We start from the raw sequence: 16,039 nt of genomic DNA, 5'->3' as shown, positions 1-16,039 counted from the left end.
GATGAAGTTCGAAGGCACCCAGGCCTATGTGGCTACCGATGACCTGAAACTGGCCGTCAACGCCGCCATCACCCTGGAACGGCCGCTGCTGGTCAAGGGCGAACCGGGCACCGGCAAGACCATGCTCGCCGAGCAACTGGCCGAGTCCTTCGGTGCCAGGCTGATTACCTGGCACATCAAGTCCACCACCAAGGCCCATCAGGGCCTGTACGAGTACGACGCGGTAAGCCGTCTGCGCGACTCGCAACTGGGCGTGGACAAGGTGCACGACGTGCGCAACTACCTGAAGAAGGGCAAGCTCTGGGAGGCCTTCGAATCCGAAGAGCGGGTGATCCTGCTGATCGACGAAATCGACAAGGCCGACATCGAGTTCCCCAACGACTTGCTGCAAGAACTCGACAAGATGGAGTTCTACGTCTACGAAATCGACGAGACCATCAAGGCCAAGAAACGCCCGATCATCATCATTACCTCCAACAACGAAAAAGAACTGCCGGACGCGTTCCTGCGCCGCTGCTTCTTCCACTACATCGCTTTCCCCGACCGCACCACCCTGCAGAAGATCGTGGATGTGCACTACCCGGACATCAAGAAAGACCTGGTCAGCGAAGCGCTCGACGTGTTCTTCGACGTGCGCAAAGTGCCCGGCCTGAAGAAAAAGCCCTCCACCTCCGAACTGGTCGACTGGCTCAAGCTGCTGATGGCCGACAACATCGGCGAAGCGGTGCTGCGCGAGCGCGACCCGACCAAGGCCATCCCGCCGCTGGCCGGTGCGTTGGTGAAGAACGAGCAAGACGTGCAGTTGCTGGAACGTCTGGCGTTCATGAGCCGTCGCGGTAATCGCTGATGTTGCTCAACCTGTTCAACGAGATGCGCGCAGCCAAGGTGCCGGTGTCGGTGCGCGAGCTGCTTGACCTTATCAATGCGCTGAAGCAGCGCGTGACCTTTGCCGACATGGACGAGTTCTACTACCTGGCCCGGGCGATCCTGGTCAAGGATGAACGGCATTTCGACAAGTTCGACCGGGCCTTCGGTGCCTATTTCAACGGCCTGGAAAAGCTCGACGACCACCTGCAGGCGTTGATCCCCGAAGAGTGGCTGCGCAAGGAGTTCGAACGCTCGCTGACCGATGAGGAACGTGCGCAGATCCAGTCCCTCGGCGGCCTCGACAAGCTGATCGAGGAATTCAAGAAGCGCCTGGAAGAACAGAAAGAGCGCCATGCCGGCGGCAACAAGTGGATCGGCACCGGTGGCACCAGCCCGTTTGGTTCCGGCGGCTATAACCCCGAAGGCATTCGCGTCGGCGATGCCGGCAAGCGCCAGGGCAAGGCCGTCAAGGTGTGGGACCAGCGCGAGTACAAGAACCTCGATGACCAAGTGGAACTGGGCACGCGCAACATCAAGGTCGCCCTGCGCCGCCTGCGCAAATTTGCGCGCCAGGGCGCGGCGGAAGAGCTGGATATCGACGGCACCATCGACCACACCGCCCGCGACGCCGGCTTGCTGAATATCCAGATGCGCCCGGAGCGGCGCAACACCATCAAGCTGCTGTTGCTGTTCGATATCGGCGGTTCGATGGACGCCCATGTGAAGATCTGCGAAGAACTGTTCTCTGCGTGCAAGACCGAGTTCAAGCACCTGGAGTACTTCTACTTCCACAACTTCGTGTACGAATCAGTGTGGAAGAACAACCAGCGCCGCACCTCGGAACGCACCTCGACCCAGGACCTGCTGCACAAATACGGCGCGGATTACAAAGTGATCTTTATCGGCGATGCCTCGATGGCACCGTATGAGATCACCCAGGCCGGCGGCAGCGTCGAGCATTGGAACGAGGAGCCTGGGTATGTGTGGATGCAGCGCTTCATGGCCAAGTACAAGAAGCTGATCTGGATCAACCCGTATCCCAAGGACACTTGGGGGTATACGGCGTCAACGGGGATTGTGCGGGAGTTGGTGGAAGATCAGATGTATCCGCTGACCTTGCGCGGGCTTGAAGAAGGGATGCGCTTCCTCTCCAAATAAACGCCTCCCCTAATACTGTAGGAGATCCAATGTGGGAGGGGGCTTGCCCCCTCCCACATTTTGACCTCAGTGTTTTTCAGGTCGTGGTGAACCGCTTCATAAAGTCGATGTGCTGCTGGTGGGCTGTCTGTTGTACGACCGGCGCCAACCGCACCGTCTCCCCCGGCAAGCGTTGCGCCAGCCGCGCCAGCGACAACGGCGTCAATGCACCCAGGCGCGGATAGCCACCGATGGTCTGTCGATCATTGAGTAACACGATCGGCTGCCCATCCGGCGGAACCTGGATCGCGCCCAGCGGAATGCCTTCGGAAATCAGCGACGGTCCCTGGTATTGCAACGGCGCGCCCAGCAGGCGCATACCCATGCGGTCGGCGCGGCTGTCGAGGGCCCATGCGGTGTTGAAGGCGTCGAATAGGCTCTGGCCGCTGAATTGGCCAATCTGTGCACCAACGATCACATCCAACGGTTTACCGGGTTGCAAATCCGGTGCACTCAGCACCTTCATTGCACCACCTGTACCGGAGTAGACCAAGCGCCCTCCTTCGGCCAACGCCTTGCCGAAACCGTCCACCCCGCCCAACTCTTCACGCACAACCGTGGCGCAACTGCCAAGCACAGCCGGCGCATCAAAGCCGCCCGGAGCCGCAAGATAGACCCGCGCACCGCTGAACGGCTGGGTGAAGCGCAAACGCTGGCCCTTTTGCAGGATAAAACTGCGGCCCGGGCTGATGGCACGTTCATCGATGTACGCGCCCAGGTCTGCACCGGCCAGGGCCAGCAGGCAATAATCCTCGGCCTGCACGGTGAAACCGCCCAGGGTGATTTCCACCACCGGCGCGTCCAGTGCATTGCCCAGCAGCCAGTTCGCCCAGGACATCGACACCCAGTCCAGCGCCCCGCCCTGGGTCACGCCCAGGTGGCGTACGCCAAAGCGACCAGCGTCCTGCAACAGGCACAACGGCGTGCTGGCCTCGATCAGTAAGCGACTCATGCCAGCGCCTCCAACGGCGTATCATCGCCACCCAACTTGATGAATTCAGCACGCTCGACCGCTTCGAAGCGCACCGTGTCGCCGGGCTGCATCAGGCTGTAGCCGTCGCGCCCGCGGTCGAAGAGCCTGGCCGGCGTGCGGCCGATCAGGTTCCAGCCGCCCGGCGACACCACCGGGTAGGCGGCGGTTTGTCGTTCGGCGATGCCGACGCTACCGGCCGCCACGCGTTTGCGTGGGGTATTCAGACGCGGCGTGGCAAGAACTTCATCCACCAACCCCATAAAGGCGAAGCCGGGCGCGAAACCGAGGGCAAACACCTGGTACTCGTGGGCACTGTGGCGGCGGATCACTTCGTCGATAGCCAAACCGCTGCGCTGGCTGAGCAAGGTCAATTCCGGGCCGACGCTCAAGTCGTACCACACCGGCAGCACATGGCACTGGCCGCCGCCCTGGGCTTGCGGTTGCAGGCCGGCAAGGGCCTGCTCGATCAGTGCCCGCGCCTGGGCCGGGTTCACGGCGCCGAGGTCGTAATGCACCATCAAAGTGGTATAGGACGGCACCAGGTCCACCAGCGCGGCGCCGAAGCCACTGCGCAGGCGCTGGGTAGCGGCGAGCATCCACGGCATGTTGGTTTCGGCGATAGCATCAAACAGGCGCACCATCAGGCAGTCGATGGCGACCACTTCAATCCGTGGCTTCATGCTGGCTTCAATGCCTCGCGGATGCGCTGTACGGCCGCGACCGAGCTCGCGTTGTCGCCGTGCACGCACAGGGTATTGGCTTGCAGGAGCAGCGGGCTGCCGTCGCTGGCAATCAGCGCCTCACCACGGGCAAGGGTCAGGGCCTGCTGCACGATGGTGTCGGAATCATGGTGCACGGCGCCCGGCAACTGCCGCGACACCAGGTGCCCTTTGTTGTCATAGGCGCGGTCGGCGAAGGCTTCGAACCACAGGGTGACACCGTATTCGGCGCCCAAGGCCTGGGCCGCGCTGTTGTCACGGGTGGCGAGCAGCATCAGCGGCAGTTCGCCGTACGCCGCCACGGCCTGGATCACCGCGCGCAATTGCACGGGGTTGGCCATCATGTCGTTGTACATCGCACCATGGGGCTTGACGTAGCTGACCCGCCCGCCCTGGGCACGGCAGAGACCATCGAGCGCACCGATCTGGTAGTGCAACAGGTCCTGGATTTCCTGCGGGGTATAAGCCATGGAGCGACGGCCAAAGCCTTGCAGGTCCTGGTACGCCGGGTGTGCACCGATTTGCACGCCATGCTTGAGCGCCAGGCTGACGGTCTTGCGCATGATGCTCGGGTCACCGGCATGGAAACCGCAGGCCACGTTGGCGCAATCGATGAACGGCATGACCTCGGCGTCCAGCCCCATGGTCCAGTTGCCAAAGCTTTCGCCGATGTCGCAATTGAGTAAAAGACGGCTCACGGACTGTCGCTCCTGTAGGCGTTGTTTTCTTGTAGTGTGGGATTTTTTACGCAGAACTCGCAACTTGTCCTGATACCCCAACGGCGCTTATGGTGGAATGGCTCGATTTTTGGCGCTGGCCCGGTGCGGCGTCCAACTAATAAAAACCGATCCATGCATAAGAAAAAGTTGATCCCATGAATTTGAAGTTCCTCGAAACCTTCGTCTGGGTGGCCAAGCTCAAGAGTTTTCGCCTGACCGCCGAGAAGCTGTTCACTACCCAGGCCTCGATCTCCAGCCGCATCGCGGTGCTGGAAAGCGAGTTGGGGGTGAAGTTGTTTCTGCGTGACTCACGGGGCGTGAGCCTGACCCCGGAAGGCTTGAAGGTGCTGGATTACGCCGAGCAGATGATGTTGACCATGCAGGGCCTGAAGCAGTCCCTGGAGACCACCAGCAGCAAGGTCGGGCGCATCCGCATCGGTGCGATGGACACGGTGATCCATACTTGGCTCAGCCCCTTGGTGGCGGAATTGATGGACCACTCCCCCCTCGTGGAAATCGAATTGGTCGCCGATACTGCACTGAACCTCAGCGATCAGTTGCAAAAAGGCTTCCTCGACCTGATCCTGCAAACCGACCTGCTGCGCCTGGAAACCGTGCGCAGCCTGGAACTGGCCAGCCACCCCATGGCCTGGATCGTCGCCAGCCAGTCGATCTACAACCGCGACTACGCTTCCCTCGCCGAACTGGCCCAGGAGCGCATCATCACCTACTCGAAAAACTCCCACCCGCACCAGGACGTGATCAGCCTGATGCAAGCCAACGGCGTGGCCGCGCCACGCATGAACTGTGTGAACTCGGTGTCGGCCATCACCCGCCTGCTGCGCGATGGCTTCGGCATCGGCGCCCTGCCGCCGGTGCTGGTCAGCGAGGAACTGGCGCGTGGGGAGTTGGTGATGTTGCCGATGGCGCAGAAGCTGCCGAACTTGCAGGTGGTGGTGTCGTGGCGCGTGGGGGTGGAGTTGGTGGAAGAGATTGTGGGGCTGTGCCAGAAGGTGGTGGCACGGTATGCCGAAGAGGTTGGCGTAGAGCGGATGCTACTGAGCACACAACCTCACTGAAGACACAGGATTAAAACTGTGGGAGGGGGCAAGCCCCCCACATTTTGTCTCAGAGGCCCTTGAGGTCGCGCTCTTCGATCGGCCGGCTCTGGCGCAGGCGCTTGCCGCCCAGCACCACCCAGTCGATCAGGCGGAACAGGCATTCCAGGCCAAACGACAGCAGCATCGCCCCGCCCAGCCCCCAGCCCATGGCCTCGGGCGTCAGCAGGATCTGGTAGCTGTAGCCGTTCCAGGTTTCCAGGCGGATATCCGGGTCGGCCGCCACCGCCACCTGCAGGGCGCGGATGTACCACGGGCCTTGCATGGCCTGGAATTGCTTGTCCAACGCCACCTGGCGGTCAAGCATGGCGCCCAGGCTGTTGGCATCGCTCTGGAACACCGGGTCATCACTGGCGCGGTAATGCGCCACCAACGCTTTCAAATCGCCGTTGAAGAACTGGCGTGCGGTGTTTTCAAACCCGCTGAGGCCGGTCTGGGCCTCGATCAGGTGCGCTTCGACGCGCTTGGCATAGTCGTTGATAAACCCCGGGACTTGCACGCCGATCAGCAGGCCAATCGCAAACAGCACCAACCGCAGATAACTGAGCAACATGGGCGATATCCTTACTCGGTAATGCCCTGGCTGACGCATTCACCGCGTCGCCACAGGCTCCATTGGCCCGGTTCATAGCGGGTCCAGTTTTCGTTGTCGGTCAAAGGTTCGGTGGCAATCACCGTCACCACATCGTTAGGTGTGGTTTCGGCCTGAAAGTCGACGATCACGTCGACATCTTTCAGGCGCGCCGGGCCGAACGGTGCACGCCTTGTGATCTGTGCCAATTTGGTCGAACAGTAGCAGAACAGCCAGTCGCCATCGCTGAGCAGGCAGTTGAACACGCCCTTGCTGCGGTATTCGGCACAGGCGGCGATGAGGTCCGGCAGCACTTTTTCGATGTCCACCGGCTCGGGGAAGGCTTCACGCACGCGGTTGAGCAGGTCGCAGAAGGCCGCTTCACTGTCGGTGTCGCCCACCGGGCGGTAGAACGTGGCGCGGGGATTGAAGTCCGCCAACTGGCCGTTATGGGCGAAGCACCAGTTGCGGCCCCACAGTTCGCGCACGAACGGGTGGGTATTGGCCAGGCTGACCTTGCCGACATTGGCCTGGCGGATATGGCCGATGACCACTTCGCTTTTGATGGGATAACGCTGCACCAGCAGCGCGACTTCCGACTCACTGCTGGCGGCCGGGTCCTGGAACAGACGCAGGCCACGGCCTTCGTAGAACGCGATGCCCCAACCGTCACGGTGGGGGCCGGTGCGCCCACCGCGCTGCATCAGCCCGGTAAAGCTGAACACGATGTCGGTGGGGACGTTGGCACTCATGCCCAATAATTCACACATGCCAGGGCTCTCGCTGCAGGGCGGACGACGTTAAAGGCGCGGTTCGACGCGCATACCGCTCACGGGTGCAGGACGGCGGAAGGGCACGTCGTCTTCATCTTGATCCGGCTCGGCGGCCAGGGCCGCATCGGCGGCGGCCTTGCGCTCGCGACGGGCCTTGGCGGCACGCTCGATGGGCCAGCGGATCAACACGAACACCAGGTACACGCCAAAGGCGATCATGGTGTACATGAACAGATCGGAGATGGCCCGCCAGGCGTTATTGCCGACCTTGAGCACCAGATCGAGGGCGGTGATGGCCACCGCCGGCGCGAACTGGGTCTTGACCGGGTCGACGATGGTCGGGCTCAACAGCAGCACCGCCATCAGCAATTGCAGCGGCTCGCGCAACCAGCGCCAGATCCAGCGGGTCATGCGCCACCACACCAACAGGCAGCCCAAAGCGGCGAAGGCGTAAAGGCCCCAAGCGGTCAGATAGTCGTTCTCGGTCATGGTGTCCATGGCAAGGTTGGCAAACAGGCGGCTATGATAACGGCTTTTGCGTGTCGCGGCTGCAATGCCTGCCACCGTCTGCCAGATAGAGATCAATCCTATGCCTGTATCGACTGCTCCGATTGCCCGCAAGGCCCAAGGCCCCGATCCGTACGCCTGGCTGCAAGAGCGTGACAGCGCCGAGGTGCTCGATTACCTCAAGGCCGAGAATGCCTGGCAGGAAGCGCAACTCGCCGACCAGAAGGCGCTGCGCGACAGCCTGTTCGAAGAGATCAAGGGCCGCATCCTCGAAACCGACCTGTCCCTGCCCTCGCCGTGGGGGCCGTACTTGTATTACACCCGCACCACCGCCGGTGACGAGTACGCCCGCCACTACCGCTGCCGCCGCCCGGCGGATGACAGCAACCAGGTGGATGACAGCAGCGAAGAGCTGTTGCTGGACCCGAACGTACTGGCCAATGGCGGTTTCTTCTCCCTCGGCGCGTTCAGCATCAGCCCCGACCACCAGCGCCTGGCCTACAGCCTCGATACCAGTGGCGAAGAGATCTACACCCTGTACGTGAAGGAACTGGCCACCGGCAAGGTCAGCGAGCTGGAGTTTGAAGACTGCGACGGCAGCATGACCTGGGCCAATGACAGCCTGACGCTGTTCTTCGGCGAACTGGACGACACGCACCGCCCGCACAAACTCTATCGCTATCGCCTGGATGGCACGGCGGCGCAGGAAGTGTTCCACGAGCCCGACGGGCGTTTCTTCCTGCATTGCTACCGTTCCAGCTCCGAACGTCAGTTGCTGCTGTCGCTGGGCAGCAAGACCACCAGCGAAGTCTGGGCGCTGGACGCCGACCAACCGCACCTGGCGTTCACCTGCCTGGCACCACGGGTCGAGGACCATGAGTACGATGTCGATCACGGTCAGCTGAATGGCGCGTGGACCTGGTTTATCCGCAGCAACCGGGATGGCATCAACTACGCGCTGTTCGTGGCCACCGACATTGGCGACGTGCCGACCGAAGGCGAATGGCAGAACCTGATCCCTCATCGTGATGACGTGATGCTCGACGGCGTCAGTCTGAACACCAGCGCCATGACCCTGAGCCTGCGCATCGGCGGCCTGCCGGTGATCGAGGTGCACCCGGAAGGTTTGCCGGTGTATCGCGTGGAATTGCCCGACGCAGCCTATAGCCTCTACGTACAGAACAGCCTGGAGTTTGTCAGCGACAAAATCCGCCTGCGCTACGAAGCCCTGAACCGCCCGGCCCAGGTCCGCCAGTTGGAACTGGCCAACGGTGCACAACAGGTGCTCAAGGAAACCCCGGTACTGGGCGTGTTCAACGCCGACGACTACGTGAGCCAGCGCCTGTGGGCCACCTCCGCGGACGGCACCCGGGTGCCGATCAGCCTGGTGGTCAAGCGCGACCAGCTCGGCAAGCCCACACCGCTGTACCTGTACGGCTACGGCGCCTACGGTTCGAGCCTCGACCCTTGGTTCTCCCACGCCCGCCTGAGCCTGCTGGACCGGGGCGTAGCGTTTGCCATCGCCCACGTGCGCGGTGGTGGCGAGCTGGGCGAGGCCTGGTATCGCAACGGCAAGCAGGAACACAAGCAAAACACCTTCAGCGACTTTATCGCCTGTGCCGAACACTTGATCGCCGAGGGCCTGACAACGTCCAGGCAACTGGTGATCAGCGGCGGCAGCGCCGGCGGCCTGTTGATCGGCGCCGTGCTCAACCAGCGCCCGGCGCTGTTCCAGGCGGCGATTGCCGAAGTGCCGTTCGTCGACGTGCTCAACACCATGCTCGACCCCGAGCTGCCGCTGACCATCACCGAGTACGACGAGTGGGGCAATCCGCAAGAGCCCGAAGTATATGAGCGCATCAAGGCCTACGCGCCTTACGAAAACGTCAGCGCCCAGGCCTACCCGCACCTGCTGGTGATCGCCGGCTACAACGACAGCCGCGTGCAATACTGGGAGGCCGCCAAATGGGTTGCCAAGTTGCGCGACACCAAGACCGACGACAACCTGCTGCTGCTCAAGACCGAACTGGGCGCCGGCCACGGTGGCATGAGCGGTCGTTACCAGGGATTACGTGACGTAGCGCTCGAATATGGATTTGTGTTCAAGGCGCTGGGGCTGGTTTAAGGAACTTAGCCGGGCGGTCCTGTCTGACCACAGGACCGCCTACTGATTGATGGATCAAGATTGCAGCCATGGCACTACCGACATTAATGAATACCGAAATCCGCGACATGCTCATGGATTGCGGCCTGTTCGACCCGCTGTTGCCGGAAGACTTTTACGTCGCTGCCGGCTACTTCAACATCAGCAGCATTGCCCGTGACGAAGCGATCTTCCTCGAAGGGGACGCCGGCACCTTCATGTGCATCATCCACAGTGGCCAGGTGGCGGTGCAGAAAACCAATCATGACGGCCAGCGCCTGACCATCGCTACCCTGCGCAGCGGCCGGGCCTTTGGTGAAATGGCGGTACTTGACGGCGAGCGGCGTTCCGCCAGTTGCGTGGCGGCCAGTGACTGCGTGCTGCTGAACCTGGGCCGGGATTCCCTGGAAAAGATGCTCAACGAAGCGCCCAGGATCGCCGCCAAGATCATCCGCGCGATAGCCATCGCCTTGTCCAAGCGCCTGCGCATGGCCGACGGGCAGTTACTGTCCCAGCAGTTCTAACCGCCCGGCGACTTCGGCTTGCTGTCGTTCTGCAACAGGCCGGGCACCGTCTGGTCCTTCGGCGGCGTGGGCAGCACGATAGGCACCAGTGGTGGCGAACCGTTGGTCTTGGGCACGGCAGGCGGGGTGACTTGCGGGTACAACGTCGGTGTCGGCGTGCCCGGCGCGCCTGGCGTCGGGGCGGGCGCGACCGGTACGGTTTGCAACTCCTGAGCCTGCGTCGCACCACAGGCGAGCGCGCTCAACACAATGACCGTTAGAATGCTGCACTTCATCGATGGCTCCATGGCCTGACCGGAATGTCACAAGGCTACTCCCAACCGCGCAAGAATGCCCTTCCCAATGAGATTTCCATGAAACGTTTCGTTCTGCTCGACACCACCCCGATCCCCGACAACGGCGGTGCCTTGTGCCTGTTCGAATACGGTGAAGATTTTGTCATCAAGATCCAGGGCGGTGACGGCGGCCAATTGATGAACACGCGCATGCACGGTTCCGAAGATGCGCTGGCGGAAATTCCCTGCCGCAAAGTTGCCGGGCGTCCGGATTCGCGGGTGCTGATCGGTGGCCTGGGCATGGGGTTCACCCTGGCTTCGGCGCTCAAACACCTGGGCAAGACCGCCGAGGTGGTCGTGGCAGAACTGGTGCCGGGAGTCGTGGAATGGAACCGTGGGCCGCTGGGAGAAAAATCCGGCCGGCCGCTGCTGGACCCACGCACGGTGATCCGCCTGGAGGATGTCGCCAAGGTGCTGCAGGCCGAGCCCCAGGGTTTTGACGCGATCATGCTGGACGTGGACAACGGCCCCGAAGGCCTTACGCAAAAGGCCAACAGCTGGCTTTACTCCGCCGGTGGCCTGGCCGCCTGCGCCAAGGCCCTGCGCCCCAAGGGCGTGCTGGCCGTGTGGTCGGCGAGCGCCGACAAGCTGTTCAGCGACAAACTGCGCAAGGCCGGTTTCAAGGCCGAGGAAGTCCAGGTGTTTGCCCATGGCAACAAGGGCACGCGGCACACCATCTGGATTGCACAGAAGGTGTGATCGGCTAGCGCAGGGAATTGCGGTAATCGATCACGTACGGCACTTTTTTGTCGAAGGTCTTTTCCAGTTCGTTACGGTCGAGCCTGGTCATGCCGCCCAGTTGATGGGCGGTAAAACCGCTGTCGCCGACCTGTGAGCCGGGCGCCAGGCTGACCATGCGCTTGGCGACGGCTTCGATGGCGTCCTTGTAACCGCCCTTCTTGTTCAGGTTGTACTTGCCCAAGTCAATTTGAGTGCGCAGCCAATTGCCCCAGTAGAACTCCAGGAACTCCGGTGCGACCTCGCCAGCCTCAGGTTTGCCATAGGCGGCCTTGCGGGTGAAATACACCAGGCTGCGGAACGTGTCGTCCTGCAGGTTCTTGAAACCCAGATGTGCCGGCAACTGCTCGGGCGGCAGGGTCTGGCCCTGGTTGTCCTTGAGCCAGACCTTGCGCGCCGCTTGCATGCGCAGCCAGAAGCTCTTCATGTCCGGGCTGTTGCTGAAGTCATCCGTGACCTTGACCCACATGTTCAAGCGAGGGCCGCCACCAGGGACTTCCCACAAGGTGGTGAAGCTATGGTGACCATCGGTCAGGTACAACTGGCCGCCGGGGCCGACTACCACGGTTTTCATGTCGTCGGGATGGGTGCCGACCGGGTCCTGGCAGGTAAAACTCGACGGCTGGTGCAAGTCCGCGCCCTTGGGCACCTTGTCGGCTTCGCCCTGGCCGTTGGTCTCGCAGTATTCATCGAAGACCTTGGCGGGTTTGTCCGCAAACAGCCCCAGGCTGTAGTAAATCTGGTCGAAGCCCACCACGGCCTGGGTCGGGTGCAGTTGTTCGAGGGCCACCTCGATCACTTGTCCGGGTTTTGGCGTGGAGAACGCTTGGGCGTGGGCAACTGCCCCACACAACAACAGTGCAACAGTCCATGAATGCAGACGCATGAGTTTCAGATCCTTATGAGCAAAGTGAAGCGGTTATTTACGTCGCGAGCGGCTAGAATCAACCCTATCCGTGAACCACCAAATAGCCAGGAGCCATGATGAGCTCGACCAACCCGCCCTCCCACACCGCCAAGCTGGACCGCATCCTTGCCGATGCCCAGCGCGATCGGGAAATGGGCTACCGCGACAAAGCGTTGAAGATGTACCCCCACGTGTGCGGCCGCTGCGCCCGTGAGTTCTCGGGCAAACGCCTGAGCGAACTGACGGTACACCACCGCAACCACAATCATGATGACAATCCCCAGGACGGTTCCAACTGGGAATTGCTGTGCCTGTACTGCCACGACAACGAACACTCGCGCTACACCGACCAGCAGTACTTCGGCGAAGGCTCCACCAGCAGCCCGACGATTGCCAAGGCCACGCATAACCCGTTTGCGGCGTTGGCGGGGTTGATGAAGAAAGACGACTGATAGTCCATTGTTGTTAGCACCGGCCTCATCGGGGGCAAGCCCCCTCCCACATTCTGACCGGCGTACGCAGGCCTAGTGTGGGAGGGGGCGTGCCCCCGATGGCGATCGTCCAAGCAACACATCCCCCCAAGGCCGTATAATCGCCGTTTTTCTCCAAGGCACCCTTCCCCGTGGGCAATAAACGCTACAGCTGCATCGGTCTGTACAACCCCAAATCCCCCGAAAACGTCGGCTCGGTCATGCGCGCCGCCGGTTGCTACGGCGTGGCCTCGGTGTTCTACACCGGCGTGCGCTACGAGCGCGCCCGGGACTTCATCACCGACACCAAGAAGGTCCATCACGACATTCCGCTGATCGGCATCGATGACCTGAAAAAGATCCTGCCCCTGGGTTGCATCCCCGTCGCCGTGGAGCTGGTGGAAGGCGCCCGCCCGCTGCCTGAGTACACCCACCCCGACCGTGCGCTGTACATTTTCGGCCCCGAAGACGGCTCGCTGGATAAAGAGATCCGCGACTGGTGCGAAGATGTGGTCTACATCCCGACCACCGGTTGCATGAACCTCGCCGCCACGGTCAACGTGGTCCTTTACGACCGCCTGGCCAAGGGCAACAACACCCGTTCAGGCCCCAAGTACTGATATTTCGGGAACATCCGGCGTCTGCGGGCAGTCAGCTAATTATCAATAGCCCTTGTTGGAGACAGATCATGAGCGACAGCAAAACCTTGCGACCTATCATCGAACACACCCCCTTCGAGACTCAGCCAAGGCAGAACGTGCACGGTTGGGAGCGCATCGGCTCGGTGGCCGGTGGTGTGATGATGGTGGGCAAAGGCCTGCGCCGGGGCGGGATTTTCGGCCTGATCCAGGTGGCGATTGGCGGCGTGGCGCTGGCCCGTGGTTTCACCGGGCACAGTTCGCTCAAGGACAAGCTGGAGCAGGGCCGCCAGGAAATGAACAGCGTGCGTACGAAGATCGAGCGCGCCGGCGCAGAGTTGAAGAACTTGAAGACCAAGGCCGAAGTGGCGGCCGAGAAGGCCACCAAAACCAGCGTCTAACGTAGCAGCTTACTGTCCAGCACCACCGACGACTCGCCGATGATGCTTTCAGCCAACTGCACAAACTCCGCCGTGGTGATGCGGCTGGCCCGCATCACCGCTTGCGTCAGGTCATCCAGCGACCGCTTGTTATGAGTCTTCACGCGGATCTCGCGATCCAGCTCCTGCAGCACCACCACCGCCCGTGACACTGTCGCGCCGCTGACGTGCTCGCCACGCAGGCTGGTCACGTCCTTGCCTTCCTTCGCCAAGCGCGCCTGTATCGCCTGGTAACGCTCATCGGTGATGCCGCCGGCGCGGCGCAGCAGCTCGATGGCGTAATACTCGCCCAAGCCCTCGCTGATCCAATCACTGGTGTCGTGATCGTTGAAACGCCCTACCGCCTGCACCACTTCACGAATCAGCGGGCTGCCGCCGTTTTCGCTGACCAGCGGCGTGCGGCTGTTGAGGTAGATCGAGTCATGCGCCGAAAACGCACCACGACGCATCGGGTCGCTGGCGCCGACCACCAGCAGCTTGGCCGGGTGACGCGGGAACGCCGTTTCCACCTGCGGCCAGACGAAGGTCAGCAACGTCAGCACATCCATACGGCGCATGGCCTGGCCCTTGGGCGAAGCCACGGTGACGTCGGTTTCGCCCAGGCGTACGCGACGACTGCCAAGGTTGCCGGCAAGCATCCAGCCGGTGGGCCGGTCGAACAGGCGCGACACATTGTCGATGCGGAACTTGTTCTTGCCGATTCGGGGCCAGGCGGTTTCGACGCTTTTCCAGCCGGCCGGCAGTTCAAACACCAGGCGCGAGACCAACTCGACGCCGTCCTGCTGGTCGAGCCGCGCCGTCGGCACCAGGTCATCGCCGCGAAACAGCGCCCAGCCTGGTGTCATCCGCGCTTCATAGATACCCGGCTTGCGCGCGTGGGTGAGGCGCACGCGGTAGGTCAGGCTGGCCTTGTCGGCGCTGGGTTGCCACAGGCCACGGTGTTCCTTGACGCTCCACTGGCCGTCGGCCTTGAAGTCGCTGTAGTCGCCGTCGCGACCCAGATCGAAGTTCAGGCTGCGCACCGCCGAGCCCTGGGACAGGCTCAGGCGTACCTCGGCCTGATCGCTCTGGGGCAGCAGTTTGACGTGATAATCCAGGTCGACTTTTTTCGCGCACCATCCAGGCTGACTCAGTACCAACAACACCAGGCTCGCCGCCAGCTTGGTTCGCACCCTCATACACACTCCCCTTTCAGCCCGCGCGGAAAATCAGGTAATCCTCCCAGTCGTCCTCGGGCACGCTGCCTTCGCTGAGCATGCGCCCGGACTGGGAAATGCGTTCATGGTGCACGGCATCACGGTCGCCGCACACCAAGTGGTGCCACAACGGCAAGTCCTTGCGCTCGCTGACCAGGCGGTAACCGCAGGTGGGTGGCAGCCATTTGAACTGGTCGGCCTGGCCCGGGGTGAGCTGGATGCAATCGGGCACCGATGCACGACGGTTGGGGTAGTCGGTGCACTGGCAGGTCTTGAGATCGAGCAGTTTGCAGGCGATACGCGTGTAATAGACGCTGTTGTCGTCTTCATCTTCAAGCTTTTGCAGGCAGCACAGGCCACAGCCGTCGCACAACGACTCCCACTCCTCCTGGTCGAGGTGTTCGAGGGTTTTGCGTATCCAGAAAGGTTCGACTTTGGCGGCCATGGCTCTACATCAGTATCGGTAGGTGAAAAGGCCGCCAGTCTAGTGCCCACGGCTGCGGGATCCAAGCGCTTACGACTGGCGGTGTTACAACACTTGTCAGTCTAGTGGCTGCGCAGTAGCTTTGAGGGCCGAATTGACGATCAGGAACTGCTCCATGACACGTGTTGCCGACTATCCGATCCACACCCAGTTCACCGACCGCTGGTCGCCTCGCGCCTTCACCGGCGAGAGCATCTCCAAGGAAACCCTGCTGAGCTTCTTCGAAGCCGCACGCTGGGCCCCTTCCGCCTACAACTCGCAACCCTGGCGTTTTCTCTATGCGCGCCGCGACACGCCGGACTGGGAGCGCTTCCTGGGTTTGCTGAATGAATTCAACCGTGGCTGGGCGCAACATGCGTCGGCCCTGGTGATCATCGCCTCGAAAACCGACTTCACCGCCCCCGGCGCCACGGAGGAAACCCCGGCGCTGTGGCACACCTTCGACACCGGTTCCGCCTGGGGCCACCTGGCGCTGCAGGCCAGCCTCAGCGGTTGGCACACCCACGGCATGGCCGGCTTCGATCAGGAACTGACCCGCAAAGAGCTGAAGATCCCGGAGGGCTATGCGCTGCATGCCGCCGTGGCGGTTGGCAAGCTGGGGGACAAATCGACTTTGCCCGAGTACCTGCAAAGCCGTGAAGCGCCAAGCCCACGCAAGCCACTGAGCGAGTTGGTGTCCGAAGGTGACTTCAGCCTGTAGCGCCCGGTGAACACTGCCCC

At 62.1% G+C, this 16,039-nt stretch carries 20 protein-coding genes; 10 read left to right on the top strand and 10 right to left on the bottom strand.

All coding sequences use genetic code 11. The features are described 5' to 3' along the window. Position 1: 1 nt before the first annotated feature. The gene (locus LUU92_RS07865) at positions 2-847 is read left to right on the top strand and encodes an AAA family ATPase (RefSeq protein ID WP_003189627.1); all 846 of its coding nucleotides are present in this window, start codon (positions 2-4) and stop codon (positions 845-847) included. Next, positions 847-2,025 (top strand): vWA domain-containing protein, encoded by a 1,179-nt coding sequence (locus LUU92_RS07860; RefSeq protein WP_071488994.1) that lies wholly within the window; start codon positions 847-849, stop codon positions 2,023-2,025. Before LUU92_RS07865 ends, LUU92_RS07860 begins: the two co-directional genes overlap by 1 nt. A 76-nt stretch (positions 2,026-2,101) precedes the next feature. Here the strand turns inward: LUU92_RS07860 and LUU92_RS07855 are convergent, their stop codons facing one another. The 3 genes from LUU92_RS07855 to LUU92_RS07845 are packed head-to-tail and all read right to left on the bottom strand — an operon-like array spanning position 2,102 to position 4,454. Next, the gene (locus LUU92_RS07855; RefSeq protein WP_257103381.1) at positions 2,102-3,016 is read right to left on the bottom strand and encodes a 5-oxoprolinase subunit C family protein; all 915 of its coding nucleotides are present in this window, start codon (positions 3,014-3,016) and stop codon (positions 2,102-2,104) included. Further along, positions 3,013-3,717: a 5-oxoprolinase subunit B family protein gene (locus tag LUU92_RS07850; RefSeq protein WP_222541206.1), complete on the bottom strand. Its 705-nt coding sequence runs from the start codon at positions 3,715-3,717 to the stop codon at positions 3,013-3,015. Before LUU92_RS07850 ends, LUU92_RS07855 begins: the two co-directional genes overlap by 4 nt. Beyond that, positions 3,714-4,454 carry a 5-oxoprolinase subunit PxpA gene (locus LUU92_RS07845; RefSeq protein WP_222541205.1) on the bottom strand — a complete coding sequence of 247 codons (741 nt, stop codon included), beginning with the start codon at positions 4,452-4,454 and terminating at the stop codon, positions 3,714-3,716. The genes LUU92_RS07850 and LUU92_RS07845 overlap by 4 nt, the downstream gene beginning before the upstream one ends. Positions 4,455-4,630: 176 nt before the next feature. Here LUU92_RS07845 and LUU92_RS07840 point away from each other — a divergent pair, with 176 nt between their 5' ends. After that, positions 4,631-5,554, top strand: a complete 924-nt coding sequence (locus tag LUU92_RS07840; RefSeq protein WP_257103380.1) for a LysR family transcriptional regulator — start codon at positions 4,631-4,633, stop codon at positions 5,552-5,554. 49 nt (positions 5,555-5,603) lie between these two features. On the opposite strand, the gene LUU92_RS07835 is transcribed toward LUU92_RS07840, so the two are convergent. The 3 genes from LUU92_RS07835 to LUU92_RS07825 are packed head-to-tail and all read right to left on the bottom strand — an operon-like array spanning position 5,604 to position 7,501. Further along, complete coding sequence (locus tag LUU92_RS07835) at positions 5,604-6,146, bottom strand: DUF2937 family protein (protein WP_071488989.1); 543 nt, start codon at positions 6,144-6,146, stop codon at positions 5,604-5,606. Positions 6,147-6,157: 11 nt separating this feature from the next. Next, a complete protein-coding gene (locus LUU92_RS07830) occupies positions 6,158-6,934 on the bottom strand; it encodes a class II glutamine amidotransferase (protein WP_071488988.1) in 777 nt (258 codons plus the stop codon). A gap of 30 nt (positions 6,935-6,964) precedes the next feature. Then, positions 6,965-7,501 (bottom strand): hypothetical protein, encoded by a 537-nt coding sequence (locus tag LUU92_RS07825; RefSeq protein ID WP_058425328.1) that lies wholly within the window; start codon positions 7,499-7,501, stop codon positions 6,965-6,967. A gap of 25 nt (positions 7,502-7,526) precedes the next feature. Here LUU92_RS07825 and LUU92_RS07820 point away from each other — a divergent pair, with 25 nt between their 5' ends. Next, the gene (locus tag LUU92_RS07820) at positions 7,527-9,569 is read left to right on the top strand and encodes a S9 family peptidase (RefSeq protein WP_071488987.1); all 2,043 of its coding nucleotides are present in this window, start codon (positions 7,527-7,529) and stop codon (positions 9,567-9,569) included. Positions 9,570-9,637: 68 nt separating this feature from the next. Continuing rightward, positions 9,638-10,111, top strand: coding sequence for a cyclic nucleotide-binding domain-containing protein (locus tag LUU92_RS07815; RefSeq protein WP_071488986.1), 474 nt, complete (start codon positions 9,638-9,640; stop codon positions 10,109-10,111). On the opposite strand, the gene LUU92_RS07810 is transcribed toward LUU92_RS07815, so the two are convergent. Further along, positions 10,108-10,386, bottom strand: a complete 279-nt coding sequence (locus LUU92_RS07810) for a hypothetical protein (protein ID WP_071488985.1) — start codon at positions 10,384-10,386, stop codon at positions 10,108-10,110. The two genes, LUU92_RS07815 and LUU92_RS07810, sit on opposite strands and share 4 nt — an antisense overlap. A 78-nt stretch (positions 10,387-10,464) precedes the next feature. Here LUU92_RS07810 and LUU92_RS07805 point away from each other — a divergent pair, with 78 nt between their 5' ends. After that, the gene (locus LUU92_RS07805) at positions 10,465-11,145 is read left to right on the top strand and encodes a spermidine synthase (protein ID WP_071488984.1); all 681 of its coding nucleotides are present in this window, start codon (positions 10,465-10,467) and stop codon (positions 11,143-11,145) included. A gap of 4 nt (positions 11,146-11,149) precedes the next feature. On the opposite strand, the gene LUU92_RS07800 is transcribed toward LUU92_RS07805, so the two are convergent. Beyond that, positions 11,150-12,070, bottom strand: a complete 921-nt coding sequence (locus LUU92_RS07800; protein WP_071488983.1) for a ParB/Srx family N-terminal domain-containing protein — start codon at positions 12,068-12,070, stop codon at positions 11,150-11,152. A gap of 98 nt (positions 12,071-12,168) precedes the next feature. Here LUU92_RS07800 and LUU92_RS07795 point away from each other — a divergent pair, with 98 nt between their 5' ends. The 3 genes from LUU92_RS07795 (at position 12,169) to LUU92_RS07785 (ending at position 13,600) form a co-directional block, all read left to right on the top strand. Further along, entirely contained in the window at positions 12,169-12,543 is a 375-nt protein-coding gene (locus LUU92_RS07795; RefSeq protein ID WP_025858458.1) for a YajD family HNH nuclease, read from the top strand. Positions 12,544-12,713: 170 nt separating this feature from the next. After that, complete coding sequence (locus LUU92_RS07790) at positions 12,714-13,181, top strand: RNA methyltransferase (RefSeq protein WP_003189607.1); 468 nt, start codon at positions 12,714-12,716, stop codon at positions 13,179-13,181. Between the two features lie 68 nt (positions 13,182-13,249). Beyond that, positions 13,250-13,600, top strand: a complete 351-nt coding sequence (locus LUU92_RS07785; RefSeq protein ID WP_092247328.1) for a YgaP family membrane protein — start codon at positions 13,250-13,252, stop codon at positions 13,598-13,600. On the opposite strand, the gene LUU92_RS07780 is transcribed toward LUU92_RS07785, so the two are convergent. Together LUU92_RS07780 and LUU92_RS07775 are read right to left on the bottom strand one after the other, a co-directional pair. Then, entirely contained in the window at positions 13,597-14,817 is a 1,221-nt protein-coding gene (locus LUU92_RS07780; RefSeq protein WP_257103379.1) for a hypothetical protein, read from the bottom strand. The genes LUU92_RS07785 and LUU92_RS07780 overlap by 4 nt on opposite strands. 13 nt (positions 14,818-14,830) lie before the next feature. Then, on the bottom strand, positions 14,831-15,280 hold the full coding sequence (locus LUU92_RS07775; protein ID WP_003172524.1) for a YcgN family cysteine cluster protein: 450 nt from the start codon (positions 15,278-15,280) through the stop codon (positions 14,831-14,833). Between the two features lie 154 nt (positions 15,281-15,434). Here LUU92_RS07775 and LUU92_RS07770 point away from each other — a divergent pair, with 154 nt between their 5' ends. Further along, positions 15,435-16,019, top strand: a complete 585-nt coding sequence (locus LUU92_RS07770; RefSeq protein ID WP_071488980.1) for a nitroreductase family protein — start codon at positions 15,435-15,437, stop codon at positions 16,017-16,019. The last annotated feature ends 20 nt before the right edge of the window (positions 16,020-16,039 follow it).

This window comes from Pseudomonas extremorientalis (assembly GCF_024584605.1).
Lineage (GTDB): Bacteria > Pseudomonadota > Gammaproteobacteria > Pseudomonadales > Pseudomonadaceae > Aquipseudomonas > Aquipseudomonas extremorientalis.
This window is presented reverse-complemented; position numbering and strand designations above follow the sequence as displayed.

Bases quoted from the DNA above. Each gene is read 5' to 3' on its own strand.
- LUU92_RS07865 (WP_003189627.1), top strand. From the start codon at position 2: ATGAAGTTCGAAGGCACCCAGGCCTATGTGGCTACCGATGACCTGAAA.
- LUU92_RS07860 (WP_071488994.1), top strand. From the start codon at position 847: ATGTTGCTCAACCTGTTCAACGAGATGCGCGCAGCCAAGGTGCCGGTG.
- LUU92_RS07855 (WP_257103381.1), bottom strand. From the start codon at position 3,016: ATGAGTCGCTTACTGATCGAGGCCAGCACGCCGTTGTGCCTGTTGCAG.
- LUU92_RS07850 (WP_222541206.1), bottom strand. From the start codon at position 3,717: ATGAAGCCACGGATTGAAGTGGTCGCCATCGACTGCCTGATGGTGCGC.
- LUU92_RS07840 (WP_257103380.1), top strand. From the start codon at position 4,631: ATGAATTTGAAGTTCCTCGAAACCTTCGTCTGGGTGGCCAAGCTCAAG.
- LUU92_RS07835 (WP_071488989.1), bottom strand. From the start codon at position 6,146: ATGTTGCTCAGTTATCTGCGGTTGGTGCTGTTTGCGATTGGCCTGCTG.
- LUU92_RS07830 (WP_071488988.1), bottom strand. From the start codon at position 6,934: ATGTGTGAATTATTGGGCATGAGTGCCAACGTCCCCACCGACATCGTG.
- LUU92_RS07820 (WP_071488987.1), top strand. From the start codon at position 7,527: ATGCCTGTATCGACTGCTCCGATTGCCCGCAAGGCCCAAGGCCCCGAT.
- LUU92_RS07815 (WP_071488986.1), top strand. From the start codon at position 9,638: ATGGCACTACCGACATTAATGAATACCGAAATCCGCGACATGCTCATG.
- LUU92_RS07810 (WP_071488985.1), bottom strand. From the start codon at position 10,386: ATGAAGTGCAGCATTCTAACGGTCATTGTGTTGAGCGCGCTCGCCTGT.
- LUU92_RS07805 (WP_071488984.1), top strand. From the start codon at position 10,465: ATGAAACGTTTCGTTCTGCTCGACACCACCCCGATCCCCGACAACGGC.
- LUU92_RS07800 (WP_071488983.1), bottom strand. From the start codon at position 12,070: ATGCGTCTGCATTCATGGACTGTTGCACTGTTGTTGTGTGGGGCAGTT.
- LUU92_RS07795 (WP_025858458.1), top strand. From the start codon at position 12,169: ATGAGCTCGACCAACCCGCCCTCCCACACCGCCAAGCTGGACCGCATC.
- LUU92_RS07785 (WP_092247328.1), top strand. From the start codon at position 13,250: ATGAGCGACAGCAAAACCTTGCGACCTATCATCGAACACACCCCCTTC.
- LUU92_RS07780 (WP_257103379.1), bottom strand. From the start codon at position 14,817: ATGAGGGTGCGAACCAAGCTGGCGGCGAGCCTGGTGTTGTTGGTACTG.
- LUU92_RS07775 (WP_003172524.1), bottom strand. From the start codon at position 15,280: ATGGCCGCCAAAGTCGAACCTTTCTGGATACGCAAAACCCTCGAACAC.
- LUU92_RS07770 (WP_071488980.1), top strand. From the start codon at position 15,435: ATGACACGTGTTGCCGACTATCCGATCCACACCCAGTTCACCGACCGC.